Origin of the sequence: Peribacillus sp. RS7, assembly GCF_041956845.1 — a bacterium.
Classification (GTDB): Bacteria; Bacillota; Bacilli; order Bacillales; family DSM-1321; genus Peribacillus.
In genome coordinates this window covers 251,960-265,293 of sequence record NZ_CP168135.1, presented here as the reverse complement: position 1 = coordinate 265,293, position 13,334 = coordinate 251,960, and the positions used below count along the sequence as shown (strand labels likewise).

The following is a 13,334-nucleotide window of genomic DNA, read 5'->3' as shown; positions in this document are numbered from 1 at the left end:
TTGTGTTTAATTCATATTATGCTTATAGGTTTTATTATTTCATCATAAAAAGGTGATTAAAATGGGCAGAGAATTTTTAGATTTATTCGAAGAATGGTCAAAATCGTATGATGATACTGTTGGTGGACACGATATTGAGTATCAAGAAGTTTTTAAACATTATGATAGGATATTGGACAGCGTCACGTATCGGGCTCAGGGTCACGTGCTGGAGTTCGGCGTAGGTACCGGGAATTTAACGGAAAGGCTTTTGAAGAAAGGCCTAAAGGTATCGGGAATCGAGCCTTCACCCGCCATGAGGAAAATAGCGGTAAGCAAAGTGGGCGGAAAAACGGAAATTGTAGATGGCGATTTCATCGATTTTCCGAAGCCGGAACAGGTGGATTCGATCGTGAGTACGTACGCGTTTCATCATTTAACCGATGAAGAAAAAGAAAAAGCGATAGCCAACTATGGAAAGTTACTGAATACTGGTGGTAAAATAGTGTTTGCGGATACGATGTATCAATCAAGGGAAGCGCATGAACGAGCGATTCTAGATGCAAGGCAGGCAGGCTTTCATAATTTGGCGAACGATTTGCAAACGGAATATTATACTACGATTCCTTTTTTGGAAAAAGTACTTGAAGAAAATGGATACAAAGTGAACTTCGAGCGCTGCAATCAATTTGTCTGGATTATGGAGGCGGAAAAATTATAGGAAGAGGTTTTTACTAATGAAAGTAGCCATAATCGGAGCAATGGAAGAAGAAGTTACGATTTTACGTGATAAATTGGAAGGTTTGGAACAGGTGACCATTGCCGGTTCCGAGTTCAATACAGGCACACTGAATGGTGTTGAGGTCATTTTGCTTAAATCGGGAATCGGTAAAGTGAATGCGGCAATGTCCACTGCGATCCTTTTAGAAAAATTCAAACCGGATGCTGTCATCAATACTGGCTCTGCCGGCGGTTACCATCCAGCACTTAATGTCGGGGATGTGGTCATATCCACGGAGGTTCGCCACCATGATGTCGACGTGACGATTTTTGGATATGAGTATGGTCAAGTCCCTCAGCTGCCGGCAGCTTTCATTCCGGATGAAAAGCTTTTCGCAATCGCAGAAGAAGCAGCTAAAGAAATCGAGGATATACAAGTGGCGAAAGGGTTGATCGTGACAGGGGATTCTTTCATGAACGATCCTGATCGGGTTGAATTCGTCAGAGGGAAATTTTCGGATTTATACGCGGTGGAAATGGAAGCGGCAGCCATTGCTCAAGTGGCCTTCCAATTTAAAACACCGTTTGTCATCATTCGTTCCCTTTCGGATATCGCAGGTAAGGAGTCCAATATTTCCTTTGATAAATTCCTGGAAACTGCGGCTCTTCATTCAGCGGCACTGATTTTGAAAATGGTTGAAAAAATGAAATGAAATGTTAAGTGATCAGCGGAAGACTTTCCGCTGGTTATTCTTTATTGCATAAACCTCATTAAATTGGTAGGATAACTATGAAAGGATGTCCGAATATGAAAGTCTTTCAAAATATTCATGAGTTGATAGGGGAAACGCCGATGATGGAAATCACCCATTTCCCGCTTCCGGATGAAGTCCGTATCTTTGCCAAACTGGAATACTTTAATCCGGGAGGCAGTGTGAAGGACCGGCTTGGTCAAGAACTGTTAGCCGAAGCTTTACGGACTGGGAATGTAAAAAAGGGTGGGACGATAATCGAACCGACTGCCGGAAATACTGGGATTGGCTTGGCGTTGGCGGCGATAAACAGTGGAGTGGACGTGATATTTTGTGTTCCGGAGAAATTCAGTGCCGAGAAACAGGAATTGATGCGTGCCCTTGGAGCAAAAGTGATCCAGACCCCGACAGAGGAAGGAATGAAAGGAGCAATCGCCAAGGCTGAGGCGCTGCTGGCTGAAATTCCGGGATCCTATTGTCCCCAACAGTTTGCCAACCCATCCAATCCTGATGCATATTATAAAACGCTGGGACCTGAAATATGGGAACAGATGGATGGCGATGTGGATGTGTTTGTTGCCGGTGCCGGTACGGGGGGGACATTCATGGGAACATCGCGATATTTAAAAGATAAGAATGCTGCCGTCAAAACGGTCATTGTCGAACCAGAAGGATCGATTTTAAACGGTGGCAAAGCAGGACCCCATAAAACCGAGGGGATAGGGATGGAATTTTTGCCTGCCTATATGGATGAAACGTATTTTGATCAAATTCATACGATAAGCGATCATGACGCTTTCCATATGGTGAAGGAATTGGCGATCAAAGAAGGCCTGCTTGTCGGCAGTTCTTCCGGAGCGGCATTTGCAGCGGCCATGAAGGAAGCGGCCAAGGCTACCCGGGGTGCGAATATCGTCGTCATATTTCCGGATTCCAGTGAACGATACTTAAGCAAAAAAATTTATCAGGGAGGTATATGAAATGAGGAAAAAAACACAATTGATCCATGGCGGTATTTTTGGTGATGAAAAAACAGGAGCGGTTTCGGTGCCGATCTATCAAGTGAGCACTTATAAACAGGATGGTCCGGGGAATCACCGGGGATATGAATATTCCCGTACAGGCAACCCCACCCGCCATGCACTCGAGGAATTGATCAAGGACCTGGAGGATGGAGAAAGAGGATTCGCCTTCGGATCGGGAATGGCAGCGATGACGGCGGTTATGATGCTGTTTAATCAAGGTGATCATGTATTGATGACCGATGACGTTTATGGAGGGTCTTTCCGGGTCATCACTAAAGTGCTTAACCGCTTTGGGGTGGAAGCTACGTTCATCAATACGAGTGACATACATTCGATCGAAAACGAGATCAAGGACAATACCAAGGCACTGTTCATTGAAACCCCAACGAATCCATTATTGAAGATTACTGATCTAGAAGCGGTATCAAAAATAGCTAAAGATAACGGCATCCTTACAATTGTGGACAATACCTTCAGTACGCCATATTGGCAAAATCCACTTACACTTGGAGCCGATATCGTACTTCATAGCGCTACGAAGTACCTGGGGGGACACAGCGATGTTGTAGCGGGTCTTGTCGTGGTGAATGATGAAAAACTTGGCAATGACCTTCATTTCATCCAAAACTCTACAGGAGGCGTGCTAGGGCCCCAAGATTCATGGTTGCTGATGCGTGGCATTAAAACGCTGGGAATCCGGATGGAAGAACATGAAAAAAATACATCTCGGATCGTCAACTTCCTATCCGGGCATAAAGACGTTTCCAAGATTTATTACCCAGGTCTTGAAAACCATCCAAACCATGATATTGCAAAAAAACAATCGCGTGGCTTCGGCGGTATGGTTTCGTTCGATGTCGGCAGTGCCGAAAAAGCCGAATCCGTTTTGAGTAAAGTGAAATTCTTCACACTGGCTGAAAGCCTAGGGGCAGTGGAGAGCTTAATTTCGATTCCAGCCTTGATGACACATGCCTCGATTCCGGCAGAGCGCCGTGCAGAGCTTGGAATAACCGATGGGTTGATTCGTATTTCAGTTGGTCTGGAAGACGTTGAAGACTTATTGGAAGACTTGGAACAAGCGCTAAAAGGATAAATCGGAAAAGGAACCGCTTCATAGCTACCTGCCATTATTTACACCCTGTCATTTGGAATAAATATGGTAGAATGAGATATCGATATCTTATTAGCTTGAAAGTAGGTGGAATGGCATGAAAAACCGCAAAAAACAAACGGCGGCAATGCTCCGTTCGAAAATGGTCGATTTTAAACAATTTGCGATCACATTGTTATGTGTGGGCTCGTTCTTCTATTTAGGAACCATCCTTCCCTCGGGCGACAAAACGATGATTGACACATATGTCTATATGGGAGCGACAATTATGTTCCTTGGCATATCCATAGTATTTTTCCGATTATCCAATAAATATAAAAGGACCCTGGCGGAAATGGATGACCAGGATTCTTTACAACAATAGAAGCAAACCTGATTCTTTCAAGAATCAGGTTTTTTTTGTTTTTTCTTACGTTTATGCCCGTTATATGGGCAGATATATCATACTCATTACCTCCTTGAGGTAATAGTTGCTTTTGAAAATGGGAAAAAAGAATGAAGTTTTAAAAAAATAGGCAAAAGCCGTTTACAAATATCGAATTTATGGATATACTTACCAGGTAATAAAAAATATTCCAAAGGGAGGTCGAAGAAAATGAAGTTGTATCTATATGATGGAATCGTTACTGATCAGATTAGCCGGTCCGTTTCAAATGACAATCACATACAATTCGACCTGTGCCAAGCGGAATATTTCTAAAGCAATTTTTTGGCTTTATTAATCATTCACATAGCGGCCGCAGGGAGAAGTGTTTTATCCTGCGGCGTTTTATATTTTCTAAAAAATCCCGCAGGAGGACGTAACTTTCTGCGGCCTTTTTATGCCTTTTTGTTGGGCCGCTCCCTTAAAGGAGGTGATATTATGACACTGAATATGCTTTTTTTCACAATCACGATAAAAATGAAAAAAATGACTGCTGAGGAATGTTTGCAACAGGAGAGAATCCACAAGATTAGAGAAGAACATCTGGACAAAGCGATGAAACATCGTCCTTTTTTCTAAAGACATAAGAGGTTGGTATCCCGTTAATATTTTAAGAAAGGTGGAGGTTAATATGTTGAATTTGGTGTACGTAAAAGGAGAGAAGCGTTGCTATTGGCAGGAGAAGGATACCGGCTAACGGCCGGAACTGTGATAGCCGTTTACGTTGATGTCGATCAGTCGCTGCGCAATTTGAAATGAATAGTAAAAAAGGAAAACTCGGCTCTCGGGCCGAGTTTTTTCTTTGCTTGCATCAGCAGCACGGACCTGATCCGCCATAACCAAACCCACATCCGGGGAACCACCAAAACCCGAAAATTAGCAATAAAATCAAGAGGACGATAAACAGGCCATAACCAAACCCGTAACCGGATCCGGCATAACAAGGTGCAGGAGCAGGATAACCATAGCTGCACCCGTATGGTCCATAGTTATATCCCATCCTAAAAACCCCCTTTCCTTAAAAATTCACTTTCATTATATGAACGTTTGCCCGTGTCCGTTTGGGAATTCAACCAGTCTGGTTTGAACATTTAATACTTTCATGATTTCTTTTAGCGGGACAGACACGAACAAGCCCATTGCTGCATAGGTATGTATGAATAGGGAAACCAAAGAAACGGGGGATGAAACCAATGCCCGGAATACTTACAGTTGTCGGTTACATTATCAAAGAATTTTACTTATTTGTTTCCTATGTGAAAAACAACGCTTTTCCCCAGCCCTTGTCATCTCAGGATGAAAAGAGGTATCTGAAGCTAATGAGTGAAGGTGACGGTGATGCCCGTAACATCCTGATCGAGCATAATCTCAGGCTTGTTGCCCATATTGTCAAGAAATTCGAGAATACGGGCGAAGATACAGAGGATTTGATTTCGATTGGGACAATTGGATTGATAAAGGCCATTGAGAGTTATTCGGATGGAAAGGGTACGAAGCTGGCCACATATGCGGCGCGATGCATTGAGAATGAAATCCTGATGCATTTACGGGCGACTAAGAAAACGAAGAAGGATATTTCCCTGCATGATCCGATCGGTCAGGATAAAGAAGGAAATGAAATCAGTTTGATCGATGTGCTGAAATCGGAATCGGAAGATGTCATCGATACGATTCAGCTCAATATGGAAATTGAAAAAGTGAAAAAGTACATTGATATTTTGGATGAACGGGAAAAGGAAGTCATTGTAGGCAGGTTCGGACTCGATTTAAAAAAGGAAAAAACCCAGCGGGAAATCGCTAAAGAGCTGGGCATATCCCGCAGTTATGTATCAAGGATCGAAAAACGTGCCTTGATGAAGATGTTCCACGAATTTTACAGGGCGGAAAAAGAGAAGGAAAAGAAAGCTAAAGGATATGAAAAGTAAAAAGAGTGCGGGGAGCTTTCCCCGCACTCTTTTTTTAATATTTATTTCTGATCAAATTTGCAAATGCATGATAAATCTCGATTCCCTGAGAAAGGAACAGACGTGAAGCAGTTAAAGAAAAGACCCCTATCATAATCATTCGGAACCACATATGAATCACTCCTCCATTTTATTTTTTATAAAATGTCAGAGCGTAAGGCTACGTAATTCGCCTGAAAAAAAACAGGACTGAGATATCGTCGGCGGAGATTTGAGTGAAAATAAAGAAAACTCAAAATGGAAAATTCGAAAATGAGAATAATGATAAGTGACTGCCAGGAACTGAAGGAAGGCACCAAAGGCTGTTTCTTGTCGGCCTTATCCCAATGGTGAACATCGGTATGTTCTTCAATGGTTAGCTGCTGTGCAGGGTGATGGAACTGTATGGACAGTGTCCAAAGGAGCAGGATGATGGCAGACATGTGAATAAAGAATTTCATATGAATCAACCACCCCTTTCCCAAGAATATGAATATATTCATCATAACATGCTTTTATTGTGGGATATAGGAAAATGTTCTGACAAAATACTGAAAATTCCTTTTAATTAGAAAAATTTTGAAAAAACCTCTATAATAGGATTATTGATAAAAAGGGGGCAATAAAGTATGGGATATTCTTTGACATGGGATTTGGATATCTTTTTTAAAGGAGGAAGTTCTTCCAAGGAGTTCCTGCTTTTTTTAGATGAAATTAACGAAGAGGTACAAGAATTAGACCGACTTGTAAGCAATATCAATCCAGAAGGAAATGATGAAATCAGTTTCATCAGGGCGTTCGATCTTTTAAAAAACACTAATATGAAATCGTCACAGGCCGGTGCTTTCATCGGGTGCCTGGAAGCTCAAAATGCGCAGGATAAAAAGGCAGGTCAGCTGCGGATCAAACAAATGAAGATAGTCGCTTCACTAAAAATGGTGTTAAGCAAGCTGGATGAAAAGCTGTTGCAGCTTGATGATGCGTTTTTTAAAAAAATCCTCGAAAAAGAACCATTGAATGAATTGAAATTCGTATTGAACGAACGTCGGGAAAGGGCAAAGGAAAAGCTTTCCGTAAAGGAAGAATCATTAATCACCCAATTGTCCATGGACGGTTTCGAAGGTTGGAGCCAAATGTATGATACGATCGTTGGTTCAATGACCATCCCTTATAAGGGTGAAAATCTTTCTGTAGGCCAAGCGGCGAATAAATTTTCTGATCCCGATGGAATGGCCCGAAAAGAATTATTTACTGCATGGGAACAGGCTTGGGAGGAAAAAAATGACCTTTTTGCCCGGACTTTGAACCACTTGGCGGGATTTCGTCTCAGCGTGAATGAAAAAAGGGGCTGGGATGATATTTTGAAGGAGCCTCTTGAAATAGGGAGGATGAAAAAAGAAACCCTTGAAAGTATGTGGAATGTAATTGCCGACCATAAGGAGCCGCTTGTGAGGTTTTTACAAAGGAAGGCAGAGTTACTGGACTTGGATAAATTAAGTTGGGCGGATTTGGATGCACCGCTAGCTGTCACAGCCGAGTCCAAAGTGATGGATTATCAAGAAGGTGCGGACTTCATCGTTCAGCAGTTCTCTAAATTTGGCACTCAATTAGCAAACTTCACCCAAAAAGCTTTTGAAGATAGCTGGATTGAAGCGGAGGACAGACCAGGTAAGAGGCCAGGAGGTTTTTGCACGGGCTTTCCATTAAATAAGCAGTCAAGAATTTTCATGACGTACTCGGGCACCCCTTCCAATGTATCGACATTGGCCCATGAATTGGGGCATGCATTCCATTCTTATGCGATGAGGGATATCCATCCATTGAATCGATCATATGCAATGAACGTGGCTGAAACAGCCTCTACTTTTGCTGAAATGGTCGTATCGGATGCAGCTGTGAAGGAAGCGGCCAGTGAAGAAGAAAAGCTGGTTCTTTTAGAAGATAAAATTCAGCGTTCCGTATCATTATTGATGAATATCCATGCCCGTTTCTTATTCGAGACAAGATTTTATGATGAGAGGAAACAGGGATATGTCAGTGCCGAACGGTTGAATGAACTGATGGTTGATGCACAAAAAGAAGCTTATGGTGATGCGTTAAGTGATTATAATCCAACATTCTGGGCTTCAAAGCTACATTTCTATATTACAGGTGTACCATTTTATAATTTTCCGTACACCTTCGGATACTTATTCTCATTAGGCATATACGCCAATGCCCTGAAAGAACCGGCAGGATTCGAAGAAAAATATATCGCCCTATTAAAGGATACCGGTTCCATGAAGGTCGAGGATTTGGCGGAAAAACATTTAGGCGTCGATTTGACGACCCGGGATTTTTGGGAAGAAGCGGTTAAGGCCTGTATGGAGGATGTAGAAGAATTCATACGTTTGACTGATCCCCTTGTCCGAAAGGCATAAAAAGCTTTAGGCTGAATATGAACGAAAAAAGGCGGATGTCCGGTTTAGGACATCCGCTTTCCTATTTAAACTTTCCTCATTTTAAATGGACTGACCATGAGTAATGATAATATAATCATAAGGGATAAGAAAAAGACCGGATGGAAATATGGGATGGCGAGATAACTTAAGGTAGCGATGCAGCCGGCAACCGTAATGGGAACTCCTGTAAAATACCCATTGCTTTCACTTATATTGAAGCGGGCGAGGCGAAATGCGCCGCAGCCGATATAGAAAACCGTGAAGATTGTGCCAGGTGCTCCGAATTCTATTAATATTCCTTGGTATAATAATAGAGCTGGTGCGACGCCAAAAGAAATGATGTCACACATGGAATCAAGTTGCTTACCCAATTCCGATTCAATGTTGAACTTCCGTGCAACCATACCGTCAAAGCGATCTGCAAGGGCAGCCAGGAAGATTAAAAGCAGGCTTAAATTCAATTGGCCGTGCATCACGGCAATTATCGCAAATCCACCAAGGGATAAATTCATTAAAGTAAGTATATTTGCTGTTTGTGCTTTCACTTTTTTAATGGTTTGATCTAGGGCGTGTAATAAAAACATCTTTTCACTCCTTTCAAATGAAACAAAATAAAACAAAATATAGTAAACATAAGTATTTATTATATAATAATATTTTATTTAACACAATTTATGCAAGTCATTTTTGAATAATTTTACAATTTGGAGTGGTTTTATTTGTATCAGTCTTTGTATCGCATTCTTATTGAACTGACGAATGGTCGGTATTCATCAGGTTTATTAAAGCATTTTAGCCAATCACGTTGGAGCAGGCCCTTAATTTTACTATATGTAAAAACTTTCAACCTTAATCAACAAGAATTTGGTAAGGATTTAAAAGGGTATACGAACCTGCATGATCTATTTACAAGGCGGTTAAAGGCGGACGCCAGGCCCATCACTGCCGTTCCTTCTGCAGTGGCTTGTCCCGTGGACGGTATACTCGAGGATTCAGGGGAGATATACGCTGATAAAAAGATCATCGTTAAGGGAAAGGTATATTCAATGGAGGAGATGCTCGGGGATGAGCTTTATTTGGAAAAGTACCTAGGCGGCAAATATCTCGTGTTATACTTAAGCCCAAGTCATTACCATAGGATCCATGCACCAATCAAGGGTTCCGTAGTCAAACGATGGACGCTTGGAAGGAAATCGTACCCAGTTAATAAATGGGGGATGAAATATGGAAAAGAGCCATTGTCAAAAAATTACCGTACAATAACTGAACTTCAAAATGAAGCTGGAAGCCTGGCAATGGTGAAAGTCGGGGCCATGTTTATAAATTCAATCGTCATTACTGATGAATCGGATGAATTGGAAAAAGGACAGGAATTTTCATATTTCAGCTTTGGGTCGACAGTGGTACTTCTTTTTGAAAAAGGCAGTTTTGAACTTGAAGGAAACTTATCCATTCCGGCTGATGTCCGTGTCGGTGAAACAATCGGATTCATGAAAGCTGTCTAACTCCAAATGAAAATAAGAAGGCTGACATTTAATGTCAGCCTATGTATTTCATATTAAAAAATTGATCGGATTTTATGTGTTAAGGATCTTCGATGAATTTCCGTTTCTATGAGGCGGATGAAATCGGTACTTAACTTTAAATTCTGCGCTTTAAAATAGGATTCCAGCAACAGGTCATCAGATAGTTTTTGCATCAGAACGCCATTTACGGCTGCTCACCTCCAGTAGGTATTGCGGGGAATAATTTGGTTTTCACTTGCATATATTGATAAGTCATCCTTGATGTACCCCTACTGTATCAGAAATAAACGTGGAGAACAATCGTTCTGTTATCCACAGTTAAAAGTGGATAACCTGTGGTTAAGTTGTTTACAAGGTGGACGAAATGGCGCACATCAGTATGGAAAATGTTAGTAAAGTTATCCACAGGTTGAACAAATGAAATTTTTGTCGAAATCTTTTAGGAATAATTAGTTCTTTGGTTCTGGTCTACCTGCTAATTTCCCATTTCTTAATAAAAAATGCCTTTCCATATCAGAAAACATACATTATGATGTTTTTTTACCGTCAGCCTTTCTTTCCTAATTTTTTTTGAAAGTAAGCCGAAAATTCGATATGATGGAGACGGTAAATTTTAATGAAAATACAGAGGTGTCAATATGCTTAAATTATTTTTGCCGAGTGAACATGTTAAAAGCATTTTTAATATAGATCCTCAAGAATTGAAAAAAAGAGGGATTAAGGGAGTCATTACCGATTTGGATAATACTCTCGTTGAGTGGGATAGGCCAACTGCCACCCCCGATTTAATCAAATGGTTCGACAATATGAGGGATCATGGGATTTTAGTGACGATTGTATCCAATAATAATGAAAATCGGGTTCGGTCTTTTTCCGATCCGCTTCACATTCCGTTTATCTTTCAGGCAAGGAAACCGATGTCAAGGGCTTTTCATAAAGCACGTAAGTCAATGGGATTGAAATTGGAAGAAACGGTTGTTATCGGCGATCAGTTATTGACGGATGTATTGGGAGGAAACAGAGGCGGGTTCCATACGATCTTAGTGGTCCCTGTCGCACAAACCGACGAATTCAGAACGAAAATCAATCGTTATTTTGAAAGAAAGATCATGGCGTTTTTTAAACGAAAAGGAATGATAGAATGGGAGGATCACAATTGAACAATCATCAAGAATTAGTGTGCATCGGCTGCGGTGTGAAAGTCCAGACTGAAGATCCGAAGGAGTTGGGCTTTGCCCCTACATCGGCTCTGGAAAAAGAGAGCATCGTTTGTCAGCGCTGCTTTAAATTGAAACATTATAACGAAGTTCAGGATGTATCCTTAACAGACGATGACTTCTTGAAAATCTTGAATAAAGTAGGCGAAACCGATTCTTTAATCGTCAAAATCGTCGATATTTTTGATTTCAATGGAAGCTGGCTGCCTGGCCTGCATCGATTTGTAGGAAGAAATGATGTTCTTCTGATCGGTAATAAGGTCGACTTATTGCCTAAATCAGTAAAACCGAACAAGTTGATTAATTGGATGAAGCAATCGTCCAAGGAATTGGGGCTTAACCCGGTTGATGTCCTGCTTGTCAGTGCGGAAAAGGGAAAGCACATACTTGAAGCGGCTGATGCAATTGAGCGGTATCGCAAAGATAAGGATGTCTATGTGGTGGGCTGTACGAATGTAGGTAAATCGACTTTCATCAACCGTCTTATAAAAGAAGTGAGTGGTGAAGGGGATATCATCACGACATCCCATTTCCCAGGCACAACATTGGATATGATCGAAATACCTTTGGATGATGGACAAGCATTGATCGATACACCAGGAATCATCAATCATCATCAAATGGCTCATTATGTGGACAAACGGGACTTCAAGGTGATTATGCCGAAGAAGGAAATCAAGCCGAGAGTGTACCAACTGAATGAAGCGCAGACGCTATTTTTCGGAGGGCTGGCCAGGCTGGACTATGTCTCAGGCGGAAGGCGTTCACTGACTTGCTACCTTTCGAATGAATTGAATATCCACCGTACGAAATTGGAAAATGCAGATGAATTGTATAAAAACCATGCCGGGGAATTATTGACGCCCCCACGACCTGAACAAATCGAGGAGTTCCCGAAGCTGATTCCACATGAATTCTCCTTGAAAGATGGTAAAATGGATATTGTGTTTTCAGGTCTTGGCTGGGTTACGGTCAATGAGCCAGGAGCGAAAATCGTTGCCCATGTACCAAAGGGCGTAAATGTGATCGTTCGTAAATCATTAATCTAAATATAGGGGTCGTCTAGTCTATGAAAAAGATATATGGGGTAATGGGAGATCCAATTGCACATTCGATGTCACCGGACATTCATAATGATGCATTTGAAAAAGAAAATATAGAAGCGGTTTATCATCATTTTCATGTGACGAATGAAGGTTTGAACGATGCTGTAAAAGGCATGAAAGCCCTTGGTATAGAAGGGTTTAACATCACGATCCCTCATAAGACTTCAATCATCCCATTCCTTGATGAAGTGGATGAACTGGCCCTTGCAATCGGGGCTGTAAATACGGTTGTTAACAAAAATGGTCGGTTTATAGGGTATAATACAGACGGAAAAGGATTTTTCAAATCTTTATGCGATGAAATATCAGGTGACATTAAGGCTAAAAAAACGTTAGTGATCGGAGCGGGCGGTGCTGCGCGTGCGATTTATTTTACCCTTGTAAAAGAAGGGGTAAAGCAAGTTGATATTGCAAACCGGACAAAGGAAAGAGCGGCCCAGCTTGTTTCTGATTGCCCATATGATAAAGTATCGAAGGCACTCTCGATTATCGAAGCGGAAGAAAGCTTATCACAATATGATTTAATCATCCAAACGACTTCTTCAGGAATGAGCCCGGAATTGGATCATTCACCGTTGAAGGTCGACCAGCTTAAAACCGGTGCAATTGTCAGTGATATTATCTATAACCCCCTGCATACCAAGCTGCTGCGTGAAGCGGGGGAAAAAGGGGCGGAAACGCAAAATGGTTTGGGGATGTTCATCAACCAGGCTGCGCTCGCTTTCGAGATATGGACGGGCATTATGCCGGATACAGCAAGAATGACAGATATTGTCTTGAACAAACTAGGAGGTAACACATGTTAACAGGAAAACAGAAAAGATTTTTACGATCAAAGGCTCATCACCTCAATCCAATTTTTCAAGTTGGTAAAGGCGGGGTCAATGATAATCTCATCAAGCAAATTGGTGAGGCGCTTGAAGTACGTGAATTAATCAAGGTCAGCATCCTGCAAAACTGTGAAGAGGACCGCAATGATGTGGGACGTTCTTTATCAAAAGGTGCACGGGCGGAATTGGTTCAGATTATCGGCAACACAATTGTGCTGTATAAAGAATCAAAAGAAAACAAACAACTTAAATTACCTTAA

General features: G+C 41.5%; 16 protein-coding genes. 13 read left to right on the top strand and 3 right to left on the bottom strand.

Translation table 11 applies throughout. The features are described from left to right. Positions 1 to 61 precede the first annotated feature (61 nt). The 6 genes from ACDZ29_RS01460 to ACDZ29_RS01435 all read left to right on the top strand — a co-directional run bounded on the left by ACDZ29_RS01460 (position 62) and on the right by ACDZ29_RS01435 (position 4,590). Entirely contained in the window at positions 62 to 700 is a 639-nt protein-coding gene (locus tag ACDZ29_RS01460; protein ID WP_289315593.1) for a class I SAM-dependent methyltransferase, read from the top strand. 16 nt (positions 701 to 716) lie between these two features. Further along, positions 717 to 1,412: a 5'-methylthioadenosine/S-adenosylhomocysteine nucleosidase gene (gene mtnN / locus ACDZ29_RS01455; protein WP_289325820.1), complete on the top strand. Its 696-nt coding sequence runs from the start codon at positions 717 to 719 to the stop codon at positions 1,410 to 1,412. A 95-nt stretch (positions 1,413 to 1,507) separates the two neighbouring features. Further along, positions 1,508 to 2,431 (top strand): PLP-dependent cysteine synthase family protein, encoded by a 924-nt coding sequence (locus ACDZ29_RS01450; protein WP_375089576.1) that lies wholly within the window; start codon positions 1,508 to 1,510, stop codon positions 2,429 to 2,431. A 1-nt stretch (position 2,432) separates the two neighbouring features. Next, entirely contained in the window at positions 2,433 to 3,569 is a 1,137-nt protein-coding gene (locus ACDZ29_RS01445) for a bifunctional cystathionine gamma-lyase/homocysteine desulfhydrase (RefSeq protein WP_375089574.1), read from the top strand. Between the two features lie 115 nt (positions 3,570 to 3,684). Continuing rightward, on the top strand, positions 3,685 to 3,951 hold the full coding sequence (locus tag ACDZ29_RS01440; protein ID WP_289315597.1) for a YrhC family protein: 267 nt from the start codon (positions 3,685 to 3,687) through the stop codon (positions 3,949 to 3,951). Positions 3,952 to 4,449: 498 nt separating this feature from the next. Further along, positions 4,450 to 4,590 carry a YrzI family small protein gene (locus tag ACDZ29_RS01435; protein WP_072273247.1) on the top strand — a complete coding sequence of 47 codons (141 nt, stop codon included), beginning with the start codon at positions 4,450 to 4,452 and terminating at the stop codon, positions 4,588 to 4,590. Between the two features lie 232 nt (positions 4,591 to 4,822). Here ACDZ29_RS01435 and ACDZ29_RS01430 read toward each other — a convergent pair whose 3' ends face one another. Then, positions 4,823 to 5,011, bottom strand: a complete 189-nt coding sequence (locus ACDZ29_RS01430) for a sporulation protein YjcZ (RefSeq protein WP_375089573.1) — start codon at positions 5,009 to 5,011, stop codon at positions 4,823 to 4,825. A 193-nt stretch (positions 5,012 to 5,204) separates the two neighbouring features. Between ACDZ29_RS01430 and sigK the strand changes: the two genes are divergently transcribed. Both sigK and ACDZ29_RS01420 read left to right on the top strand, forming a co-directional pair. Then, positions 5,205 to 5,936, top strand: a complete 732-nt coding sequence (sigK, locus tag ACDZ29_RS01425) for an RNA polymerase sporulation sigma factor SigK (RefSeq protein ID WP_289315599.1) — start codon at positions 5,205 to 5,207, stop codon at positions 5,934 to 5,936. Between the two features lie 647 nt (positions 5,937 to 6,583). After that, positions 6,584 to 8,374, top strand: coding sequence for a M3 family oligoendopeptidase (locus tag ACDZ29_RS01420; protein ID WP_370015868.1), 1,791 nt, complete (start codon positions 6,584 to 6,586; stop codon positions 8,372 to 8,374). A gap of 65 nt (positions 8,375 to 8,439) precedes the next feature. On the opposite strand, the gene pssA is transcribed toward ACDZ29_RS01420, so the two are convergent. Next, positions 8,440 to 8,979 carry a CDP-diacylglycerol--serine O-phosphatidyltransferase gene (gene pssA / locus ACDZ29_RS01415; RefSeq protein ID WP_289325816.1) on the bottom strand — a complete coding sequence of 180 codons (540 nt, stop codon included), beginning with the start codon at positions 8,977 to 8,979 and terminating at the stop codon, positions 8,440 to 8,442. A 135-nt stretch (positions 8,980 to 9,114) separates the two neighbouring features. On the opposite strand from pssA, the gene ACDZ29_RS01410 reads away from it, so the two are divergent. Further along, positions 9,115 to 9,900 carry a phosphatidylserine decarboxylase gene (locus tag ACDZ29_RS01410; protein ID WP_289325815.1) on the top strand — a complete coding sequence of 262 codons (786 nt, stop codon included), beginning with the start codon at positions 9,115 to 9,117 and terminating at the stop codon, positions 9,898 to 9,900. 53 nt (positions 9,901 to 9,953) lie between these two features. Here ACDZ29_RS01410 and ACDZ29_RS01405 read toward each other — a convergent pair whose 3' ends face one another. Continuing rightward, on the bottom strand, positions 9,954 to 10,094 hold the full coding sequence (locus tag ACDZ29_RS01405) for a sporulation histidine kinase inhibitor Sda (RefSeq protein WP_034311351.1): 141 nt from the start codon (positions 10,092 to 10,094) through the stop codon (positions 9,954 to 9,956). A gap of 465 nt (positions 10,095 to 10,559) precedes the next feature. On the opposite strand from ACDZ29_RS01405, the gene ACDZ29_RS01400 reads away from it, so the two are divergent. From ACDZ29_RS01400 to yhbY, 4 genes are read left to right on the top strand one after another with little or no spacing between them, the layout of a single operon-like run. Then, positions 10,560 to 11,081, top strand: coding sequence for a YqeG family HAD IIIA-type phosphatase (locus ACDZ29_RS01400; RefSeq protein WP_289334710.1), 522 nt, complete (start codon positions 10,560 to 10,562; stop codon positions 11,079 to 11,081). Continuing rightward, a complete protein-coding gene (gene yqeH, locus ACDZ29_RS01395; protein WP_370015864.1) occupies positions 11,078 to 12,187 on the top strand; it encodes a ribosome biogenesis GTPase YqeH in 1,110 nt (369 codons plus the stop codon). The genes ACDZ29_RS01400 and yqeH overlap by 4 nt, the downstream gene beginning before the upstream one ends. Positions 12,188 to 12,207: 20 nt before the next feature. Further along, positions 12,208 to 13,050 (top strand): shikimate dehydrogenase, encoded by an 843-nt coding sequence (gene aroE, locus ACDZ29_RS01390; protein WP_289325812.1) that lies wholly within the window; start codon positions 12,208 to 12,210, stop codon positions 13,048 to 13,050. Continuing rightward, entirely contained in the window at positions 13,044 to 13,334 is a 291-nt protein-coding gene (yhbY, locus tag ACDZ29_RS01385) for a ribosome assembly RNA-binding protein YhbY (RefSeq protein WP_207437102.1), read from the top strand. Before aroE ends, yhbY begins: the two co-directional genes overlap by 7 nt.

Excerpts from the sequence above, each read along its gene's own strand:
- ACDZ29_RS01460 (WP_289315593.1), top strand. The coding sequence starts at position 62 with ATGGGCAGAGAATTTTTAGATTTATTCGAAGAATGGTCAAAATCGTAT.
- mtnN (WP_289325820.1), top strand. The coding sequence starts at position 717 with ATGAAAGTAGCCATAATCGGAGCAATGGAAGAAGAAGTTACGATTTTA.
- ACDZ29_RS01450 (WP_375089576.1), top strand. The coding sequence starts at position 1,508 with ATGAAAGTCTTTCAAAATATTCATGAGTTGATAGGGGAAACGCCGATG.
- ACDZ29_RS01445 (WP_375089574.1), top strand. The coding sequence starts at position 2,433 with ATGAGGAAAAAAACACAATTGATCCATGGCGGTATTTTTGGTGATGAA.
- ACDZ29_RS01440 (WP_289315597.1), top strand. The coding sequence starts at position 3,685 with ATGAAAAACCGCAAAAAACAAACGGCGGCAATGCTCCGTTCGAAAATG.
- ACDZ29_RS01435 (WP_072273247.1), top strand. The coding sequence starts at position 4,450 with ATGACACTGAATATGCTTTTTTTCACAATCACGATAAAAATGAAAAAA.
- ACDZ29_RS01430 (WP_375089573.1), bottom strand. The coding sequence starts at position 5,011 with ATGGGATATAACTATGGACCATACGGGTGCAGCTATGGTTATCCTGCT.
- sigK (WP_289315599.1), top strand. The coding sequence starts at position 5,205 with ATGCCCGGAATACTTACAGTTGTCGGTTACATTATCAAAGAATTTTAC.
- ACDZ29_RS01420 (WP_370015868.1), top strand. The coding sequence starts at position 6,584 with ATGGGATATTCTTTGACATGGGATTTGGATATCTTTTTTAAAGGAGGA.
- pssA (WP_289325816.1), bottom strand. The coding sequence starts at position 8,979 with ATGTTTTTATTACACGCCCTAGATCAAACCATTAAAAAAGTGAAAGCA.
- ACDZ29_RS01405 (WP_034311351.1), bottom strand. The coding sequence starts at position 10,094 with ATGCAAAAACTATCTGATGACCTGTTGCTGGAATCCTATTTTAAAGCG.
- ACDZ29_RS01400 (WP_289334710.1), top strand. The coding sequence starts at position 10,560 with ATGCTTAAATTATTTTTGCCGAGTGAACATGTTAAAAGCATTTTTAAT.
- aroE (WP_289325812.1), top strand. The coding sequence starts at position 12,208 with ATGAAAAAGATATATGGGGTAATGGGAGATCCAATTGCACATTCGATG.
- yhbY (WP_207437102.1), top strand. The coding sequence starts at position 13,044 with ATGTTAACAGGAAAACAGAAAAGATTTTTACGATCAAAGGCTCATCAC.